15 protein-coding genes are annotated in these 18387 nt (G+C 70.6%); 9 read left to right on the forward strand and 6 right to left on the reverse strand.

Features of this window, described 5'->3' with window-relative positions:
* Positions 1–81: 81 nt before the first annotated feature.
* From WYO_RS07005 to WYO_RS07015, 3 genes are all read right to left on the reverse strand, one after another.
* Complete coding sequence (locus tag WYO_RS07005; RefSeq protein WP_007560640.1) at positions 82–1116, reverse strand: TerC family protein; 1035 nt, start codon at positions 1114–1116, stop codon at positions 82–84.
* Between the two features lie 217 nt (positions 1117–1333).
* Complete coding sequence (gene sugE / locus WYO_RS07010) at positions 1334–1654, reverse strand: quaternary ammonium compound efflux SMR transporter SugE (protein ID WP_007560642.1); 321 nt, start codon at positions 1652–1654, stop codon at positions 1334–1336.
* A gap of 10 nt (positions 1655–1664) precedes the next feature.
* Positions 1665–3083: an MDR family MFS transporter gene (locus WYO_RS07015; RefSeq protein ID WP_081496945.1), complete on the reverse strand. Its 1419-nt coding sequence runs from the start codon at positions 3081–3083 to the stop codon at positions 1665–1667.
* Positions 3084–3482: 399 nt separating this feature from the next.
* Here WYO_RS07015 and WYO_RS07020 point away from each other — a divergent pair, with 399 nt between their 5' ends.
* Positions 3483–4013, forward strand: a complete 531-nt coding sequence (locus WYO_RS07020; protein ID WP_007560646.1) for a GNAT family N-acetyltransferase — start codon at positions 3483–3485, stop codon at positions 4011–4013.
* Between the two features lie 73 nt (positions 4014–4086).
* Positions 4087–5409 (forward strand): TIGR03862 family flavoprotein, encoded by a 1323-nt coding sequence (locus WYO_RS07025; RefSeq protein WP_007560648.1) that lies wholly within the window; start codon positions 4087–4089, stop codon positions 5407–5409.
* Between the two features lie 340 nt (positions 5410–5749).
* Here the strand turns inward: WYO_RS07025 and WYO_RS07030 are convergent, their stop codons facing one another.
* A complete protein-coding gene (locus WYO_RS07030; RefSeq protein WP_007560650.1) occupies positions 5750–6598 on the reverse strand; it encodes a collagen-like protein in 849 nt (282 codons plus the stop codon).
* 230 nt (positions 6599–6828) lie between these two features.
* On the opposite strand from WYO_RS07030, the gene WYO_RS07035 reads away from it, so the two are divergent.
* From WYO_RS07035 to WYO_RS07045, 3 genes are read left to right on the forward strand one after another with little or no spacing between them, the layout of a single operon-like run.
* Positions 6829–7620 (forward strand): hypothetical protein, encoded by a 792-nt coding sequence (locus WYO_RS07035; protein WP_007560652.1) that lies wholly within the window; start codon positions 6829–6831, stop codon positions 7618–7620.
* The gene (locus WYO_RS07040; protein WP_039902468.1) at positions 7547–9064 is read left to right on the forward strand and encodes a DNA polymerase Y family protein; all 1518 of its coding nucleotides are present in this window, start codon (positions 7547–7549) and stop codon (positions 9062–9064) included. The genes WYO_RS07035 and WYO_RS07040 overlap by 74 nt, the downstream gene beginning before the upstream one ends.
* A complete protein-coding gene (locus WYO_RS07045) occupies positions 9061–12351 on the forward strand; it encodes an error-prone DNA polymerase (protein WP_007560656.1) in 3291 nt (1096 codons plus the stop codon). The genes WYO_RS07040 and WYO_RS07045 overlap by 4 nt, the downstream gene beginning before the upstream one ends.
* Before the next feature lie 1678 nt (positions 12352–14029).
* Here WYO_RS07045 and WYO_RS07050 read toward each other — a convergent pair.
* A complete protein-coding gene (locus WYO_RS07050) occupies positions 14030–14548 on the reverse strand; it encodes a cytochrome P460 family protein (RefSeq protein WP_007560658.1) in 519 nt (172 codons plus the stop codon).
* A 514-nt stretch (positions 14549–15062) separates the two neighbouring features.
* Between WYO_RS07050 and WYO_RS07055 the strand changes: the two genes are divergently transcribed.
* From WYO_RS07055 to WYO_RS07070, 4 genes are all read left to right on the forward strand, one after another.
* Positions 15063–16184, forward strand: coding sequence for a histidine kinase dimerization/phosphoacceptor domain -containing protein (locus tag WYO_RS07055; protein WP_007560659.1), 1122 nt, complete (start codon positions 15063–15065; stop codon positions 16182–16184).
* The gene (locus WYO_RS07060; protein ID WP_007560661.1) at positions 16181–16630 is read left to right on the forward strand and encodes a response regulator; all 450 of its coding nucleotides are present in this window, start codon (positions 16181–16183) and stop codon (positions 16628–16630) included. The genes WYO_RS07055 and WYO_RS07060 overlap by 4 nt, the downstream gene beginning before the upstream one ends.
* Positions 16631–16674: 44 nt before the next feature.
* Positions 16675–17142 (forward strand): hypothetical protein, encoded by a 468-nt coding sequence (locus tag WYO_RS07065; RefSeq protein WP_007560663.1) that lies wholly within the window; start codon positions 16675–16677, stop codon positions 17140–17142.
* A 123-nt stretch (positions 17143–17265) separates the two neighbouring features.
* Entirely contained in the window at positions 17266–17826 is a 561-nt protein-coding gene (locus tag WYO_RS07070) for a Uma2 family endonuclease (protein WP_244424100.1), read from the forward strand.
* Here the strand turns inward: WYO_RS07070 and fae are convergent, their stop codons facing one another.
* Positions 17827–18366, reverse strand: coding sequence for a formaldehyde-activating enzyme (gene fae / locus WYO_RS07075; protein WP_007560667.1), 540 nt, complete (start codon positions 18364–18366; stop codon positions 17827–17829). It abuts the gene before it with no gap.
* Between the last annotated feature and the right edge of the window lie 21 nt (positions 18367–18387).

The raw sequence follows: 18387 nt of genomic DNA on the forward strand, positions 1-18387 counted from the left end.
CCCTGGGGTTTCCAAAGGGCTCAGCCCTGTGTCGGGTGATCGGGGCGGAGCCCTGATGCCCGGCCGCTCAGGCTTGGCCTCTCAAGCCCGGTGGGCCCGCGCCTCGTGGCCATGGGCCGGGCCGGTGACCGCCGGGGCCGGCGCATCGGTGCGGGTGCGCCACAGGCTGTAGAGCACGCCGATCGCCAGCAGTGACAGGGTCACGACCAGGGAGACCCAGGGCTGCACGTGGATGAGCTCGAACGTGTCGGCGACCACGATCTTGGCGCCGATGAAGATCAGGATGAAGGCGAGCGCGGTCTTCAGATAGGCGAAGCGGTCGACCATCGCGGCGAGCGCGAAGTAGAGGGCGCGCAGGCCCAGGATCGCGAAGATGTTGGAGGTGTAGACCACGAACGTGTCGGTGGTGATCGCGAAGATCGCCGGCACGCTGTCGACGGCGAAGATCACGTCGGCGCCGTTGACCAGCACCAGCGCCAGGGCCAGCGGAGTGAACCACAGGGCCTTCTTCCCGGTGGCCGGGTCGGGCCGACGGACCGCGAAGCGCTGGCCGTGCAGCTCGGGCGTGACCCGGAACGTCTTCTTGATCCAGCGCACTACGGCGCTGTTCTGGAAGTCGCCCTCCTCCTCGGGGCCCGAGAACAGGATCTTCAGGCCGGCGAAGATCAGGAAGGCGGCGAACAGCGACAGCACCCAGTGGACCTGATGCACCAGCGCCGCGCCGAGGCCGATCATCAGGCCGCGCAGCAGCACGGCGGCCAGGATGCCCCAGAGCAGGACCCGGTGCTGGGCGGCGCGCGGGATGCCGAGCGCGGCCAGGATCATGGCGATGACGAAGACGTTGTCCATCGACAGCGACTTCTCGACCACGAGGCCGGTGACGTATTCCTCACCCGCCTGCGGGCCGAGATACCACCAGATCCAGCCGCCGAAGGCGAGGCCGAGCGCGAGGTAGAAGCCGGTCAGCAGCAGGCTCTCGCGGACGCCGATCTCGTGCTCCTTGTCCCGGTGCAGCAGCCCGAGATCGAAGGCGAGCAGACATCCGACGAGGGCGTGGAAGCCGAGCCACATCCACAACGGCTTGCCGAGCCATTCGACGGTAAGAACGTCCATCATGTGCGGGACCTGATGCTGATTCCGGAAGGAAAGCATCGGCTCCGACATCACGGGCGCTGAACAGCGCCCGCCAGAGGGGCCCGCAGCCGATAGGGGCGAGTTAAGCGGGCGAACCGGGCGAATCAAGGGCACGGACGTGGCGGCCGGATGATCCCCGCCGCATCCCGGAACGAGGTTGCCGGCTCACGGATCGGGAGGCGGCGGCATCCGGCGCGTCTCAGGCCTCTCCGGAGAGCTTCATCAGCACCAGGCCGGAGACGATCAGCGCCGCCGCCGCGATCCGCAGCGGGCTCGCGCTTTCGCCGAGCATCAGGATGCCGAGCAGGAAGGCGCCCACCGCGCCGATGCCGGTCCAGACCGTGTAGGCGGTGCCGAGCGGCAGGCTGCGCATGGCGAAGGCGAGCAGGACGAAGCTGCCGAGGGCGGCCGCCACCGTCACGACGCTGGGGACGAGCTCCGTGAAGCCCGCCGAGCGCTTCATCGCGTAGGCCCAGACCACCTCGAGCAGGCCGGCCGCGAGCAGGATCAGCCAGGCCAAGATCTGTGCCTCATCTGGGAGTGTCGGCTTTCGGTGCGCCTCCGGGCTTCGCCGCGGGACGCTCGCCCAGCGGGCGCTCCTCCATGTAGGCCAGGAACCCGAAGGCCGCCATCAGGCCGAGGCAGGCGGCCAGGAACACCGAGCGGAAGGTCAGGGCGAGATGCGCGGGGTCCGCGCCGCGGATCAGGCTCTCGACATCGTGCCCGGTCCCGGCGGCGCCGCCCAGCACGATCGTCCCGAAGGCGGCCACGATCAGGGCGCCGCCCAGCGAGCGGAAGAAGTTCATCGCCGCGGTGGCGATGCCGAGCTGGTGCGGTTCCACCGCGTTCTGGGTCGCGATGGTGGAGAGCGGCAGGATCGTCCCGATCCCCATGGAGAGCAGCGCCAGCATCACCTCCATGAGCCAGAACGGCAGCGCCCGGCCCTCCAGGGCAATGACGGCGCAGCACACGATGCTGAGGCTCATCATGGCGAGCGGCAGGCGCTTGTAGTGCCGGAACAGCAGCATCGACCGGCCCGACAGCGTCGCCCCGGTGACGGTGCCGACCATCAGCGGCACCAGGGCCACGCCGGATTCGCTGGCGGTGAGCCCGATCACGCCTTCGAGGAAGATCGGCACGTAGATGGTAAGGCCGATGAAGGTGCCCATCGCGAAGCAGGCGGACAGGGTGGCGCTGTAGACCACCCGGTCCTTCAGTACCTCGATGGGGATCAGCGGCTCGGCCGCCGTGGCGAGGCGCGCCGCGAACAGGCCGCCCAGCATCGCCGCCAGGGCGAGCAGGCCGAGGACCGGCGCGGAGCTCCAGGGATAGCGCACGCCGCCCCAGCTCAGTGCCAGCATCAGGGAGGTCGAGCTCAGGATCAGCAGGAACGCCCCGGGATAGTCCAGCCTGTGGCGGCGCTCGTTGCGCGGCAGCAGCTTCAGCTTGGCGTTGGTCAGCGCGAAGGCGAGGAAGCCGATCGGCAGGTTGATCCAGAAGATCAGCGACCAGTGCAGGTGCTGGGCGAAGAAGCCCCCGAGCAGGGGCCCGGCCACCGAGGCCGCCACGAACACGCCGGCGATCACCACCTGGTAGCGGGCCCGCTCCTTGGGCGGCATGATGTCGGCCAGGATGGTCTGCGACAGGGCGATCAGCCCGCCGCCGCCGATGCCCTGGAGGCCCCGGGCGAGCGCCAGGGTCACCATCGTGGGGGCCACCGCGCAGGCGAGCGAGCCGAGCACGAAGGTCACGATGGCGATCAGCAGCATGATCCGCCGGCCGTGGATGTCGGAGAGCTTGCCGTAGAGCGGCGTGACCGCCGTGGAGGCCAGCAGGTAGGCGGTGACGATCCAGGGCAGGTTCGCGGCGTCGCCGAGATCGAGCCCGATGGTCGGCATCGCGGTCGCCACGATGGTCTGGTCGAGGGCCGCGAGCAGCATCGCGGTCATCAGGCCGAACACGATCGCGCGGATCTCGAGCGGGTTGAGGCGCGGCTGGGTGGTGGATGGGGCCGGATCGGCGTCCGCCTCGGTCGCGGTGACGGCGGTGGAGAGCGCCACGAGTCAGAAGCCTCTCTTGGGTTTGGATCGGATCGGCCGGGTGGACGGGAACCGGGCCGCAGCGCAGGGTTGCGCGAGCGGGATGGCATTAACGAGGCGTTGCGCCGGATCCTACACGGTCCGCGGTCATCTGCATTGTGCGGGACACGGGGCGCGGGACGACGCGCCCGGTCGCGGCGCAGGCGAAGGCGGGGGGCCGCATTCGGCATCCGATCCGGCGTGGCCCGGCGCTTTCGGCCCGGCACGTCAGGATTTGCCTGCCTGCGGTGCCCCACGCATAATTTGAGGATGGCCGACATCATCTACCGTCCGGCGCAGGCGACGGACGCGCTGACCATCGCGGCGATCCACATAGCCAGCTGGCGGGACGCCTATCGCTCGATCCTCGACCCGGCGTTTCTGGCCGGACCGATCGAGGAGGATCGTCGCTCTCATTGGCTCGGAAAGCTGAGCACCCCGTCGCCGGATTTCCTGGTGGACGTCGCCTCGACCGGCGATGGCACGCTTGTCGGCTTCGCAGCGACGCAGCGTAACCTGGATCGGCGCTGGGGCAGCCTGGTGGACAACCTGCACGTCCTCCCGGAGATGCGCGGCAGGAAGATCGGCGCGACACTGCTGCGCTCGGCTGCGCGCAAGCTGGCCTCTCAGCAGGCCGCGGAGGGCCTGCACTTGTGGGTGTTCGAGGCCAATGAGCCTGCGCTGGCTTTCTACAAGCGTCTGGGGGGCCAGGTTGTGGAGCGGACCATCTCGCAGATCCCGACCGAGAACGGCCGGACGATCCTGCGGGTTCATTGGCCGGCCCTGTCGGCCCTGTTCTAGAGAGCCGTGACGGCGCGCAGGGCGACCCCGGCCACATCTTGACAGGCACGGGTGCCTGCCGCTCTCCAGGCGGATGCCGGACGAGACAGACAACATCGCCATCGTGGGCGGCGGGCCGGCCGGGCTGGCCGCGGCCGAGGTGCTGGCGCAGGCCGGCCGCGCGGTGACGGTCTACGACCGGATGCCCTCGGTGGGCCGCAAGCTGCTGATCGCCGGGCGCGGCGGCCTCAACCTCACCCATAGCGAGCCGCGCGCGGATTTTCTGGGCCGCTACCATCCCGCCGGCCACCTGGACGCGGCCATCGCGGCCTTTCCCCCGGAGGCGCTGCGGGATTGGTGCGCGGAACTCGGCGAGCCGACCTTCGTGGGGTCGAGCGGGCGGGTGTTTCCCACGAGCTTCAAGGCGTCGCCGCTGCTGCGGGCCTGGCTGGCGCGGCTCGACCGCCTCGGGGTCCGGATCCGCACCCGCCACCGGCTCACGGCGATCGCCGAGCGGGGGCCCTCGGATCGCGCTGCATCGCGATCCGCCCCCGCGACTGCGGGGCGGTCGTCCGCCGGACGCAGCAATCCCGACCCTGGGGCGGGATTGCTGCACCTGACGATGAGCTTCGAGACGCCCGATGGCCCGGCCGAGATCCAGCCCCGGGCGGCCCTGCTGGCGCTCGGCGGGGCGAGCTGGCCGCGGCTCGGCTCGGACGGGCGCTGGGTGCCGCTCCTCGAAGGGCTCGGCGTGGAGGTCGCGCCCCTGGAGCCGGCCAATGCCGGCTTCGCGGTGGCCTGGTCCGACCTGTTCCGAGAGCGGTTTGCCGGCGCGCCGCTCAAGCGGGTGGCGCTCGCCTGCGACGGCACTACCGTGCGGGGCGAGGCGGTGATCACCGAGGCCGGGATCGAGGGCGGGGCGGTCTACGCCCTGTCGCGCATCCTGCGCACGGCGATCGCCGCGCGGGGAAGCGCCCGCCTCCTCGTCGACCTGCGCCCCGACCTGACCCGGGACGCCCTGGCCCGCCGCCTCTCCGGTGCCCGGCCGGGGGATTCGGCCGCGACCCGCCTGCGCAAGGCCGCGGGGCTCTCGCCGGTGGCCGCGGGCCTGCTGCGCGAGGCCGCCGGCGCCGCCCTGCCGGCCGAGCCCGCGGCGCTCGCCGGGCTGATCAAGGCCGCGCCCCTCGACCTCGTCGGCTCGGCCCCGATCGAGCGGGCGATCTCGACGGCCGGCGGGGTGCGCCTCGACGCCCTCGACGGCCGGGCCATGCTGCGCGCCCGTCCGGGCCTGTTCCTGGCCGGCGAGATGCTCGACTGGGAGGCCCCGACCGGCGGCTACCTGCTCCAGGGCGCCTTCGCGGGCGGCCGGGCCGCCGCCGCCGGGATGCTGGACTGGCTGCGCGAGACCGACGGCTGATCGGGGCGAGCGCGCCGCCTGGGGCTCGGATCCGAGCGGCGGGTTCCTGAACGTGTCGACGATGGCGCTGGCTTATGCCCCCGCTCCGGCGGGCGGGAAGCGAGCGGATTCCACGTCCCTGGACGAGGCGCGGGTCCCCTCTCCCGTGCGGGAGAGGGACAGGGTGAGGGACCAGGGTCTTCCGGAGAGGTCGCACCCCTCACCCCAACCCTCTCCCGCACGGGAGAGGGGGCGCGTCGCGGCCTGCACAAGTCCCTGCACAAGCCGATGTCTGAACATCTTAGCTTGTGGGGGGAGAGAGCCCAGCATCCCGCGACAGAGATTGTGGCCCCCGTTGCCCTCACGGCCGGGTGCAGAACCCGACGATCCCCGAGGCTTCCGACGGGCAGGTGGCCCCCTCCCCGTCATAGACCGGGGTGCCGGCCTTGAGGCAGTGGGCCGTGACCAGGATCTCCTCGGCCGGGCAGGTGACGGTGCAGCCGCCCGCGCAGTCGGACTTGCGCACGGCCCGGAGGGCGGACGCGCCGGCTTCGCCCTTCGGCCCCGCCCCACCGACTGCACCAGGCTCGCCCTTGGGCCCCGGTTCGCCCTTGCTCCCGGCTTCGCCCTTCTGACCCTGATCGCCTTTGGGACCCTGATCCCCCTTGGGACCCTGATCGCCCTTGGCGCCCGGCAGGCCCGGAGCGCCCGTCTCACCCTTGGGGCCCTGGTCGCCCTTCGGTCCCTGGTCGCCCTTGGGACCCGCATCGCCCTTGGGACCCGCCTCCCCGGGCGGACCCGCGGCGCCTTGCGGGCCGGGCGGGCCCGGCGGGCCCTCGGCGGCGCAGTTGGCCACGACCGCCTCGCGCTCGTCCGGCTCGGCCTTCAGGGTCACCACGCAGGTCGGCGGCCGGTAGGGGACCCGGAAGGTGAAGCGCCCGCGCCGGTCGGCCTGGATCGAGATGTCGTCGTCCAGCACCACGATCGCCCCGGGCTTGCGCACCGAGCCCGAGATCCGCAGGTCGCCGGCCTCGATCCGGGCGTCGTAGACCATGATCGGCTGGCTCGGGGCCTGCGCGTGCCGGGGCCGTGGTCTGGCCTGGCGCGGGGGCGCCTCGGCGGATGGGGCGGGGCCGGGATCCGGCGGCTGCTGGGCCAGGGCCGCTCCGGAGAGGGCGAGCAGGATCGTCAAGGCGAGGGCTGGGCGCATGCTCGGACCGTGTCGGCCGCGTCTGGCGCGGCACACGACTTGTGGTCTCGGCTCGCGGACTCGGTCAACCGTGGCTTTGGTCGCGGGCGGCCCGAGGCGATTCCACACGCGTCCACATCCATCCACAGGCCAAGCCGCTGGCCCGGCGTCCGATTCAGGTGCCGTGCGGAAACGGTTTGAACATGTTCCTGTTATGTTCCTATCGTCCGGCATGACCGGAGCACACGGAGATGGGGCTGGACCCTGCGAACCAGACCGGGCGGGCCTCCGCACCCGGCAGCCCCCGGGAGCGGCTGGCGGCCCTGCGGGCGCGCCTCGCGGGTCCGGGCGGCCCGGCGGCGCCGCGGCCGGTCCTGCCGCTCGGCCTGACGGCGATCGACGCGCATCTGCCCGGCGGCGGCCTGGCCCTCGGGCCGCCGCACGAGATCGCCCCGATGGAGCCGGCGGACGCGATCGCGGCCCTGGGCTTCACCCTGGCGCTCTGTGCCGCCCAGCTCGCCCGCACGCAAGGCGCGGCGCTGATCGCCGCCGCGCCGAACCAGCCCCTGCCCCACGGCCATGGCCTGGCCGGGCTCGGCCTCGATCCGGGCCGGCTTCTGCTGTTGGAGGCCGGGGGCGACGCGGAGGTGTTTCGCGCGCTCGAGGCGGCGCTCCACGCCCGCGCCCTGCCGGTGCTGATCGGCCTCCTGGCGGACGGCCTGCCGCTGAAGCCGGGCCGGCGCCTGCAGCTCGCCGCCGAGGGGGGCTCGGAGGGGGCTGCGCCGCCGCTGGTGCTGATCCTGCGGCCGCCGCAGGCCGGCCTGCCCAACGGCGCCGCCACCCGCTGGAGCATCGCCTCGGCCCCGGCCACCCGGGACCGGTTCGGGACTCTGGACAACCCGCGCTGGCGGGCGCGGCTCGAGCGCTGCCGCAACGGGCGGGGCGGCGACTGGCTTCTGGAGTGGGACCATGCCGCGCATCGTCTGCGTCTGCCTGAGCCACTGGCCCGTGACGCGGCTGCGGCGGGCCGGTCTCGCGCCTGACCGTGGCCCGCTCGCGGTGGCGGCCGAGGGCCCCGGCGGCCTGCGGCTCCTCGCCCTCGATCCGGAGGCCCGCGCCCTGGGCCTGCGGCCGGGCGAGCCCCTGGGCCGGGTCCGGGCGCGGATCGGCGTGCCGCTCCAGGTCCATCCCGCCGATTCCGAATCCGACCGGGCGGCGCTGCTGCGCCTCTGCCGCTGGGCGGAGGGCTACGCCCCCGTCGTGGCGCCGTTCGGGGCCGCCGAGGCGGCGGACGGGTTCTATATCGACGTCGCCGGGGCGAGCCACCTGCGCGGCGGCGAAGAGCCCCTCGTGGACGATCTGGCCGGGCGCCTGGCGCGGTCGAAGATTCCCGCCCGGATCGCGCTCGCCGACACCCCCGGCGGCGCCTTCGCGCTGGCCTGCTATGGCGCTTCCGACCGGGTGATCGTGCCTCCGGGCGGGGCCGAACCGGCCCTGCGGGCGCTGCCCGTGGAGGCCCTGCGCCTCGATCCCGGCACGGTCTCGGGCCTGCGGCGGCTCGGCCTGCGCCGGGTCGGCGAAGTCGATGCCCTGGCCCGGGGGCCGCTGGCCCGCCGCTTCGGCGAGGCCCTGCTGCTGCGCCTCGACCAGGCGATGGGCCGCCGGCCGGAGCCCCTGGCGCCGCTCACCGAGGAGGCCGCGTACCGGGCCGCCCGGGGCTTCCTCGACCCGATCGGCCGGCAATCGGACATCGTCGTCACCGCCCGGCTGCTGATGGCGGAGATCGCACCCCGGCTGGAGCGGGACGGAATCGGCGCCTGCGGCCTGCGCCTCGTGCTGCACCGGGTCGACGGGGTGATGCGCGTCCTCGATCTCGGCCTGTCCCGGCCCGAGCGCTGCCCCGAGCGCGTCGCCGCCCTGGTGTCCCTGCGCCTCGACCGCCTCGGCGCGGGCCTCGATGCCGGCTTCGGCTTCGAGACGGTGACGCTCACCGTGACGGTGACCGGCGCCCTGTCGGCCCGCCAGACCGAGCTCGGGGCGGCGCCCCAGGGCGACGGGATCGACGCCCTCGCGGACGCCCTGACGCAGCGCCTCGGCCGGCCGCTCCTGCGCCTCGGGGCGCGGGCGAGCCACATCCCCGAGCGGGCCGCCCAGCCCCTCCCCTGGATATCAGATCCGACACCCTGGCCGGACCACCTGCCGCCCCGGCCCCTGGTGCTGTTCCCCCGGGGCGAGGCCGCCCTCGACGTCCTGTCCACCGTGCCCGAGGGGCCGCCCCGGCGCTTCCGCTGGCGCGCCCGGATCCACGCGATCGTCCATGCCGAGGGGCCGGAGCGGATCGCGGCCGAGTGGTGGCACGCGCCGGGCGCGGCCCGGGACTATTACCGGGTCGAGTGCGAGGCCGGCCGCCGGCTCTGGCTCTACCGCGACGGGCCGCACGCCCCCGGCCGCCCGGCCGCGTGGTTCGTCCACGGGGTGTTCGCGTGAGCGGCCCCGCCTACGCCGAGCTCGCCCTCACCACGAATTTTTCGTTTTTGCGCGGCGCCTCGCATCCGCAGGAATATGTCGTGCAGGGGGCGGCCTACGGGCTCAAGGCCCTCGGGATCGCCGACCGCAACACCGTGGCCGGGGTGGTGCGGGCGCATGCGGCGGCGCGGGCGCTGGAGGCGGAGGGGTTGAAGATCCACGTCCTGCCGGGCGTGCGCCTCGTCACCGAGGACGGGTTCGAGGCCGTGACCTATCCCGTGGACCGGCAGGCCTGGGGCCGCCTCTGCCTGCTGCTCACCCTGGGCAACCGGCGCAGCCGCAAGGGCGAATGCCGCTTCACCTTCGCCGAGATGCTGGAGGCCGCCGAGGGGCAGATGTTCATCGCCATGCCGCCGGGCCGGCGCCTGCGCCCCCCGGACGGGTTCCTGGGCCGGCTCGAGGCCCTGGCCGCCGCCGCCCCGGGCCGGACCTGGCTCGGCGCGAGCCACGCGCGCCGCGGCGACGAGCGCCGCCGCCTCGGCCTCCTGGCCGAACTGGGCGAGACCTACGGAGCGCCCATGGTCGCGGTCTCGGACGCGCTCTACCACCATCCCGAACGGCGCCCGCTCCAGGACGTGGTGACGTGCATCCGCGAGCGCTGCCGGATCGCGGAGGCCGGCTACCGCCTGGAGTCCAATGCCGAGCGCCACCTGAAGCCCCCTGCCGAGATGGCCCGGCTGTTCGCTGACCATCCGGAGGCGCTGGCCCGCACCCTCGAGATCGCGCAGGCCTGCAGCTTTTCCCTCGGGCAGCTGCATTACGAATATCCCGACGAGCCGGTGCCCCCGGGGCGCACGCCGCAGGAATATCTGGAGGAGAAGACCTGGGAGCGGGCGCGCTGGCGCTATGCCGGCGACATCCCGGTCGCGGTCGAGGCGACGCTCCACGAGGAGCTGCGGCTCATCGCGCAGATGAAATATGCCCGCTACTTCCTGACCCTGTTCGACGTGGTCGAGTTCGCCCGGAGCAAGGGGATCCTGTGCCAGGGCCGCGGCTCGGCGGCCAATTCGGCGGTGTGCTTCTGCCTCGGCATCACCGCCGTGGACCCGTCCAAGCACCGGCTGCTGTTTGCCCGGTTCATCTCCGAGAACCGGGGCGAGCCCCCCGATATCGACGTCGATTTCGAGCACGAGCGCCGCGAGGAGGTGATCCAGCACCTCTACGACCGCTACGGCCGGGACCGGGCCGCCCTCTGCGCCACGGTGATCCATTACCGCCCGCGCATGGCGATCCGCGAGGTCGGCAAGGTGCTGGGGCTCACCGAGGACGTGACCGCGGCGATCGCCGACACGGTCTGGGGCTCCTGGGGCAAGGACGTGCCGGACAAGCACGTGCGCGAGGCCGGCCTCGATCCCGACAACCCGATGCTCCGGCAGGCCCTCGACCTCGCGCACCAGCTGATCGGCTTCCCCCGCCACCTGTCGCAGCATGTCGGCGGCTTCATCCTGACCCGGGGGCGCCTCGACGAGACCGTGCCGGTGGGCAACGGCGCCATGGCGGACCGCACCTTCATCGAGTGGGACAAGGACGACATCGACGCGATCGGCCTGATGAAGGTCGACGTGCTGGCGCTCGGCATGCTGACCTGCCTCAAGCGCGGCCTCGATTTTCTGGAGCGGGACCACGGCCTGTTCTACGAGACGCTCGCCGACCTGCCCCGGGAGGATCCCGACACCTACGCGATGCTGGCGAAGGCCGATTCGGTGGGCGTGTTCCAGGTCGAGAGCCGGGCGCAGATGTCGATGCTGCCGCGCCTCAAGCCGAAGGAGTTCTACGACCTCGTCGTGCAGGTGGCGATCGTGCGCCCCGGCCCGATCCAGGGCGACATGGTCCATCCCTACCTGCGGCGGCGCTCCGGGATCGACCCGGTGGTCTATCCGGCACCGCATCCGGATCACGGGCCGGCGGACGAGCTGCACACGGTGCTGCACAAGACCTATGGCGTGCCGCTGTTCCAGGAGCACGCGATGCAGATCGCCATCACGGCGGCGGGCTTCACCCCGGCCGAGGCCGACGGGCTGCGCCGGGCGATGGCGACCTTCCGGCATGTCGGCTCGATCGGCGGTTTCGAGCAAAAATTCGTGGGCGGCATGACCCGCCGCGGCTACCCGGCGGATTTCGCCGAGCGCTGCTTCGCGCAGATCAAGGGCTTCTCCACCTACGGCTTCCCGGAGAGCCACGCGGCGAGCTTCGCGCTCTTGGTCTACGCCTCCGCCTGGATGAAGTGCCGGCACCCGGACGTCTTCCTGGCCGCGATCCTCAACGCCCAGCCGATGGGCTTCTACCAGCCGGCCCAGCTCGTGCGCGACGCCCGCGCCCACGGGGTCGAGGTGCGAGGCGTCTGCGTCAACGCCAGCGCCTGGGACTGCACCCTGGAGCCGGCCGCGGATCCGAAGCTGCACGCGGTGCGCCTCGGCCTGCGGCAGGTGCGCGGCCTGCCCGAGGCGGCGATGCACCGGCTCGTCCGGCTGCGCGCCAACGGCTATGCCAGCATCGAGGGGCTGCAGGCGGCCCTCGCCTTGCCGCGCAACGCCCTGGAGCGCCTGGCCGAGGCGGACGCGTTCCGGTCGCTCGGCCTCGACCGGCGCGCCGCCCTGTGGATGGTGCGGACGCTGGAGGGCACCGCGTCCCGCAAGGCGGCCAAGGCGGATGGAGCCGAGCGCCGCGGCCATCTGCTCGATGCGCCGCTGCCGCTCTTCGCCTGGCACGCCGATGACGGCCTGTTCCGGCACGAGCCGCAGGTGAACCTGCCGACATTGCCCCTGCCCGAGGCGGTGGCCGAGGATTACGCCGCCACCGGCCTGTCGCTCCAGGGGCACCCGGTCGCGTTCTTCCGGGGCCGCCTCGCCCGGATCGGCGCGATCCCGGCCCGGGCCCATTGCGATCCGGCCCTGCCCCAGGGCGCCCGGGTCACGGTGGCGGGCCTCGTGCTGATCCGCCAGAGGCCGGGCACCGCCAAGGGCGTGGTGTTCCTGACCCTGGAGGACGAGACCGGCATCGCCAACGTGATCATCTGGAAGACGGTGTTCGAGGCCAACCGCCGGGCCGCCATGCAGGCCCGCTTCCTCGCCGTGCGCGGCCGGGTGCAGCGGGCCGAGGGGGTGGTCCATCTGGTCGCCGAGGGGTTCCGCGACCTCACGGATTCCCTGCGCGACCTGCGCGCGGCCGGGATGCGGCTGCCGCCCGAGACCACGGATTTCGGTGCGCCCCCGGACCGGCGGATGTATCCGAGCCGGGATTTTCATTGAGCGCCCGTGCGGGACGCCCCACCGGCACTGCGCGCGGGCTGTCGAATACCGACGCTTCGCCGACCGCTCTCGACCCGAGAGCGCGACGCTCCAGAAGCGCGCAAGCGGCCACGCGATCCGATCGAAGCCGGTCGCGAAGGGCTGGATCGCGAGCCGTTTCGTCGGCCTGTACAGACCGCGCAGCTACGGGGCGTGCCGATCTGAGATCTGGGGACGAAAGGCCCCCGGGCCTCTGTGGTCGCGTCTATTTCGGGATCGATACCAAGATGTGCGCGCCGCAAGGGGCGCGCTCAATATTTCATGAATAGAGATTTTATTAAATAATTAACCTATGAGAGCGACGCATAAGTGGATAAATCTTAGCCTGGTGAGCGTCGGACGGTCTATTCCAGGGACTATGGCGCGGGACAACGCGAGCGCCGGCCTGTGCGGCCTGAGGGCGCGGTCTGCTTTCCGTCGCCGCGTGATGCCAAGGCCAGGGTCACGCGCATGCTCAAGGGTATCGTCGCGCGGGGTCGGGGTTGGACGAGCCTTCAGAAGCCTATCCAAACTCAAGATGCGGCATCCGATCACGCTCGGCAGGAAACGCTTTTCCTTCCGTACAGGCGATCAGGTCAGCCCTCAGCGAGCCCCGTTGGCCGTATCTGCATCGTGTTGCACGACCCGCCGTTGCGCCGTCCGCCGGGTCGGCAAATCGAGGCGCGCGTGGTGCTCTCGGGGCATTCTGCGAAGCCATCAATTCGCCTTACGCGGTATAAATATCCGCCGCAGCACGTCCATCGATCGTTTGTAATATGAGCAAAACGAATAAGATTCGCGTCGGTATGATCGCTCTGGTTCTGGCTGTCGTATTGGTAGCCCTTGCCAGCTGGATGGAAGGTCGACTCATCATGTACTGATTCTATTTTCTGCTGACGTCTCCTGAAAATATTGCCGAACTGATCAGGTATCCTCCTTGCAGGCTTGAAAGCTGAGCAAATACAACCACAAGTCTGTACCACAGGAATTCGTTGTAGAACGCTGAAAAAAGAAGTTGTGAGAAAAGAATTACGATCGACACGAATATCACGGCGCTCACGCGCATGTACTTTCCTATCACACCGCCCGTAAGAGCAAACAAATCAGCCGCCAGCATAGATATTGACCCATATATGCAATCAATAAGCAGGCGGACTGCGAAGATTAACCTTCTTCAGCCGGGGCAACCACGAATTGTTGGTCCCTGTATAATTGGTTTTTGGCCAGGCAATATCAAGGTACAAATTGACGCATTTATGAATGGTTACTGCTATACCGATGATCTTGTTCAACTGGCAATTCGGCAATCCAAATTATAACGTGCATTATATTCCTTGTGAAAGCGATCAGACGCGCGATGATCGGGAAGTACCTGGGCGGCGCTCCGACCATCACCCGCTCGTCGCGCGCAGGCTTTCGGCTTTGATCCATCTCGCGCATGCTGAAGAGCACTGAGGCCTCCCACCGGCACGCCTCTGTCGGTCCCGTTCGAGGTCGGCTCCGGGGGAGAGCTTCACTGGGCCCGTTACCCGGAAGCCGATGGTCTGTTCTGAGCGCATTCCGCCCGTCCGGGGTGACGGTCCGAGGCGGACGCGGCTCCGGCATCGACACCGCCGGGTCTCGCGAGCCGCTCAGCCGGCTTCAACGCGGCCCCGCACCCTCAGGGCGTGTAGTGCGTGAAGACGAAATCGTCGCCCGCCGGGGCCCGGGCGTGGCAGGGCGCGCAGGTCCCCATCAGCGCTGCGCTGCGGTTGGCCTTGCCGCCCTCGAACTGTCCGTAGCCCCAGCCGCCGGTGTCGGCGTACCGCGTCGCGTCCTTGGCGCTGAGTTGCACGTTCGTGGGTGCGCCCGGGACGAAGGATTGAGCCTGGCCGAAGATCGCGTTGTTCTCCTCGGACGGCACATACGCGTAGGCCAGCCGCGCGATCACGGCGCCATCCGGGAACGGACGCGTCCCGTCCCGGAAGGCCTGCACGGCGATGTCGTTGCCGAGTACGGCACGGATGTCATTGAGGCTGCCGGCCTCGTGAGCCATGCTGATCAGCCGCCAATCGCGGTACCCGACAGGGAGCTTCACGCCGAAGATCGGGGAGCCGTCGTCATCGGCGCTTCCGGCGGCGGCTGGCAGCAGGGCGAGCGCGCACGCTGCCGCCCAGGACCACGAATGCCTGCGTTCCATCGCATATCTCCGTCAGATCGGTGCCGCCAACGTGTCCTTGCCTCGTGAACACTGCAACTTGGGATCGCGGCGGATGAGCGGCCTCGCACCAGCAGTCGCGCCGCCCGCGGACGGATTTCGGCGCAGCCGTTCGGTGGCGGACCGGCGGGCTCGGGGGTGGGGCGGTGCCCGCGTCCATGACTCCCAGCCGCCATCGCCCGGGGCGCGAACCGATGCGGGGCGTGTCTCGGAGGCCGGCGTGAGGCCGGGCGACACTTTGCCCGGCGGGTGCGGAAAAAGGCTCGAGCGGCGTCCCACGTGCCGGGTCTCTTTAGGCGATGACCCGGCGCCTCGAGGCGGGTGGGGACGATGACGCCGATCCGGGTGCGGCATCCTGTCGATGGGTTTTTCGCGTCAAACGGTACCGTCCCTGAACCCTTCGTGCGAATCGGCCGTTTAGGTCCCGGCCTGCGAGCGCGCAGGCCTCAGCCGATTGCCGGAGGTGACGAACGCCGGGCATGGAAGAGCAGGTTCGATGGAACAGCCCGACGCATGGCATCTGACGGACCGGCTCGACGCCGAGCACGGTAAGGGCGATCCGTTCGCCGCCGCAGTCCGCGCCACGCGGATGGCCATGATCGTCACCAATCCGCGCCTGCCCGACAACCCGATCGTCTTCGCCAACGACGCGTTCCTGCGGATGACGGGCTACGAGCGCGAGGACGTGCTCGGCCGCAATTGCCGCCTCCTCCAGGGTGAGAACACCGATCGCGGCGCCGTGGCGCTGATCCGCGAGGCCGTCACGGCGCAGCGGGACATCGCCATCGACCTGCTGAACTACCGCAAGGACGGGTCGTCGTTCTGGAACGCCCTGTATCTCAGCCCGGTCGCCAACGAGGCCGGCGAGGTGCTGTTCTTCTTCGCCTCGCAGCTCGACGTCACCGACCGCGTGGACGCCCATCTCCGGGTCCAGCAGGAGAAGGACCATTTCGAGGCCGAGGTCGCCCGCCGGACCCGCGACCTGACCGACGCCCTGGCGACGCAGACCATGCTGGTCCACGAGGTCGATCACCGGGTCAAGAACAACCTCCAGATGATCGCGGCCCTGCTCGCTATGCAGACCAAGGCGATCACCGATCCGGCGGCGCGCAGCGCCATGGAGGCGATGCTGACCCGCGTGGAGGCCCTCGGCACGGTCCACCGCCGGCTCTACCAGTCCAACAACGTCGAGCGCTTCGACGTCGCCGAGTTCGCCCGCGACCTCGCCACCGACCTCGTGCGCGGCTCGGGCCTCGACCGCATCCGCCTGCATCTGGACCTCGAGACCGTGGAGATCCCGGTCGCCAAGGCGCCGCCGGTGGCGCTGATGATGAACGAGCTGATCACCAACGCGCTCAAGCACGCCTTCCCGGGCGACCGCGCCGGCCGGCTGTCCGTGACGGTGGCGCCGGACGACCGCTATTTCAGCATCAAGATCGCCGACGACGGCGTCGGCATGCCCGTGCAGGTCATGGAGCAGCGCTCATTCGGCAAGCGGCTGATCGGCACCCTGTGCCGCCAGCTCAGTGCCAGCATCGCCTGGCAGGCGAACGACCCGGGCACGATCGTCAACGTCCGCCTGCCCCGCGAGATGGCTACCGGTCTGGAGGCCACATGAGCGAGCCGATGCGGATCCTCGTCGTCGAGGACGAGGCCCTGATCCTGATGCAGATCGAGATGATGCTGGAGGCGGCCGGCTATCGCGTCGTGGGCACTGCCATGACGGCCGGGGAGGCGATCGCCCTCATCCACGAGACCCGCCCGGAACTGGTGCTGATCGATCTGCGGCTCGGCGACGATTCCTCGGGCGTCGAGGTGGCCCATGCCGTGCGCGATATCGGCGGCATCACGGCGGCCTTCATGACCGCCAACGCCCGGGCGCTCTCGGACGATTTGGAGGGCGCCACGGCGGTGATCGCCAAGCCCTTCACCGGCTCGGTGCTGGAAGATTCCCTCGCTTATCTCGAGGATTGCGTCCGCTGCCCGCCCCCGGCCGAGCTGGTGCCGGTGGGGATGCGGGTCGCCCCGGCCCTGCTCAAGAGCTTCGCCCAGATGCGGGCCTGAACCCGGCCCTCGACAGGCCGGGCGCCGCGCGTAGAGTGCCGGCCATGCCAAACGTCGCCGTTCCGCGCCCGCTCCTCGCCCTCGTCCTCGCGGCCCTGGCCGGCCTGCCGGCCGCCGCCCGGGCGGAGCCCTGCGACGACCTCGCTCACCAGATCGCCGGGGCGATCGGCGGCAAGGTCGGGAAGCGGGCCGGGCCCAGCATCGACATCCGGCTCGCCGGCCCGATCAAGTTCGACGTGACCTGCCGGGCCGAGCCGATCGTGCAGGCGACCTCCGCCGAACCGAGCCCCTCGGCGGCCTTCTTCCGCGACCTGGCGGCGGCCTCCGAGATCCTGGTGGGCGAGCCGGCCGCGCGGGTCGAGCCGATCATCGCCGACGCGTACCGGACCGCCCTCTCGGAGCGGCGCAAGTCGTTCATCCAGCAGAACGGCTGGTCGGCCTCCTGCTACACCGACCCCGGCAGCAGCGCGATGCGCACCCTCTGCTCGGTGGGGCGGATCCCGCCGCGGTGACGCCGGCTTGACCGGTGCGCCGGCCGGTCCGATCCTGGCTGCGCCATCCTATACGGACTCGCCATGACAGCGTTCGCCACACGGCCGCGGCCGGCCGAGCCGCACGTCACGTTCCAGGATTTCGTGGCCTCCCGCCCCGACGAGGAAAAGTGGGAGCTGATCGAGGGCTGCTTCGTCATGCAGGCTCAGCCCAGCATCGACCACCAGATCATCAGCAGCAATCTGGACCGCCTGCTGAACGACGCCCTCGAGCGCACGGCGCCCGGTCGGATTGCCGTCCCGAATCCTGCGATCGATCTCAGCCCTACGATCCGAGGACATACCTACGTCCCCGACATCGCCATCATCGACTTGGCGGAGTTCGAGCCGGGCCAGAACGTCGTCGGCACACTCTACCTCGCCGTTGAAATCATCTCACCGAGCGACAGGCGCCGGTTATCGAGCCTCAATCGTCGAAAGATCGACGTGAAGCTCGCCGGCTACGAAGCCCTGCCGATGTGCGAGGCTTTGCTCCTCGTCGAGCAACGAGCCTTCGACGTCACCCTGTCGGAGCGGACCGGGTCCGGCTGGGTCCGTCGTCGGATGACGGATCCCGACGACCGGCTCGTCATCGCCTCAGCCGGGCTCGAGTGCCGGCTGGGCGATGTCTACGCCCGCACCACGCTGGCGCGGGCGCGACGCTGATCAATACTCGATCACGTCCTCGAGGGCGTAGTGCTTCACCGTCTTCCGGTTGGCGATCAGCTCGTCCACGGTCGGCTCGCCCTTGAGGGCGCGGGCGATGGCGAGCTTCGTCGCCTCGTAGTTGGTGCGGTAGAGGTCCTTGCGGTCGAGGTTGTCGTCCTCGGCGCAGCGCGGGTCGAGCCAGATCATGATGATCATGCACAGCTCGTCGAGCCCGTCCTTCGGCAGCACGCCCTCGATGATGCAATCCACGATCGCGTCGCCGGTGGCCGCCTGGACGACGCCGCCGAGCAGCTCGACATATTCGGCCGTGTGGATCGTCGCCTTGGTGGTCATCATCGTGGCCGGGCGCACCAGCTGGTTGAGGTCGCGCACCACGAACATCCGGGTATGGCCCTGGACCTGCCCCATCATCGACGCGAAGGCCTGGCCCACCGGCCCGCGCACCGAGCCGATCAGCACCTCGGGCATCGCGTCGGTGTACTGGCCCTCGGCCGCCAGCACGGTGGCCTCGCCCGTGCGGAACCAGATCTCTTGCATGTGTCGCGACTCCACTCTGTC

This window comes from Methylobacterium sp. GXF4 (genome assembly GCF_000272495.1).
GTDB classification, from domain to species: Bacteria; Pseudomonadota; Alphaproteobacteria; order Rhizobiales; family Beijerinckiaceae; genus Methylobacterium; species Methylobacterium brachiatum.